The organism is Cellulomonas fimi, from assembly GCF_028527925.1.
Taxonomy (GTDB): Bacteria; Actinomycetota; Actinomycetes; order Actinomycetales; family Cellulomonadaceae; genus Cellulomonas; species Cellulomonas fimi_C.
In genome coordinates this window covers 1-1,554 of the sequence record NZ_JAPESW010000108.1, presented here as the reverse complement: position 1 = coordinate 1,554, position 1,554 = coordinate 1, and the positions used below count along the sequence as shown (strand labels likewise).

Below are 1,554 nucleotides of genomic sequence, written 5' to 3'. Positions count from 1 at the left end.
GCCGCCTACGGCAAGGCGTTCACCGTCCGCACGTCGACCGACGGCACGACGTGGTCCACGGGAGCGACCGTCACGAACGGCACCGGCGGCACCCAGACCCTGCCCGCGACCGGCACCGCGCGGTACGGGCGTCCCGTCCCGGAGGACACGCATGCGCACCTCACCCCCACGGCCCGCCCGGCGCACCCGCGCCTGGCTCGCCGGACTGCTCACGACGGCCGTCGTCGGCAGCCTCCTCACCGCGGCCGCCGCCGGCGCGTCCGCGGCACCCGTCAACCTCGCGCGCGGCAAGGCCGTCACGGTCTCGTCGCTCGAGAACGCGGGTGCCTTCCCCGCCGCGGCCGCCGTCGACGGGGACGTCGGCACGCGCTGGTCCAGCGTCGCGGCCGACCCGCAGTGGATCCAGGTGGACCTCGGCGCGACCGCGACGCTCGAGTCCGTCGTCCTGCGGTGGGAGGCCGCCTACGGCAAGGCGTTCACCGTCCGCACGTCGACCGACGGCACGACGTGGTCCACGGGAGCGACCGTCACGAACGGCACCGGCGGCACCCAGACCCTGCCCGCGACCGGCACCGCGCGGTACGTGCGGCTCGACCTGACCGCACGCGGCACGGGCTACGGCTACTCGCTGTGGGAGCTGGAGGTGCTGGGCACCGCGGGCACGACGCCGACCCCCACGCCGACGACCCCGACGCCGACCACGACGCCGGGCACGTGCGGCACGACGAACGTCGCACAGGGCAAGGCGGCGACGGCGTCGTCCGTCGAGAACGCGGGCACCCCCGCGAGCGCCGCGGTCGACGGCAGCACGAGCACGCGCTGGTCGAGCGCGTTCAGCGACGCCCAGTGGTGGCAGGTCGACCTCGGCTCGGCGCAGGCGCTCTGCGCGGTGACGCTGCGCTGGGAGGGCGCGTACGCGCGCGCGTTCCGCGTCCTGACGTCGGCGAACGGGACGGACTGGGCGCCCGCGGCGACGGTCACGAACGGCAGCGGCGGCGTCCAGACGCTCGCGCTGACCGGGACGGCCCGGTACGTCCGGCTCGACCTCACGCAGCGCGCGACGGGGTACGGCTACTCGCTCTGGGAGGTGGCGGTGACGACCACGGGCACCCCGCCCGTCGACCCGCTGCCCGGCGGCGGCGACCTGGGCCCGAACGTGCACGTCTTCACGCCGCAGATGTCGCAGGCGCAGATCCAGGGCGTCCTCGACTCGACGTTCCAGGCGCAGGAGACCGCGCAGTTCGGGACGCGGCGCGACCAGTTCCTCTTCGCGCCGGGCACCTACGACGTGCAGGCCCACATCGGCTTCAACACGTCGATCTCCGGCCTCGGGCGCAACCCCGACGACGTGAACATCACCGGCGGTGTGTGGGCGGACGCGCAGTGGTTCGGCGGCAACGCGACGCAGAACTTCTGGCGCTCGATGGAGAACCTCACGATCACGCCGTTCACGGGCGAGAACCGCTGGGCAGTCTCGCAGGCGGCACCCATGCGCCGGGTCCACGTCGCGGGGGACCTCGCGGTCTTCCCGTCGTCGTACGGGTGGGCGTCGGG

The 1,554-nt window shown here is 74.6% G+C and carries 1 protein-coding gene; it reads left to right on the top strand.

Annotated features, from left to right (window positions below):
* Window positions 1-151: 151 nt before the first annotated feature.
* Window positions 152-1,554, top strand: a 1,403-nt coding sequence (locus OMK64_RS19935) for a discoidin domain-containing protein (protein ID WP_272730093.1), incomplete at its 3' end; no start/stop codon positions are given.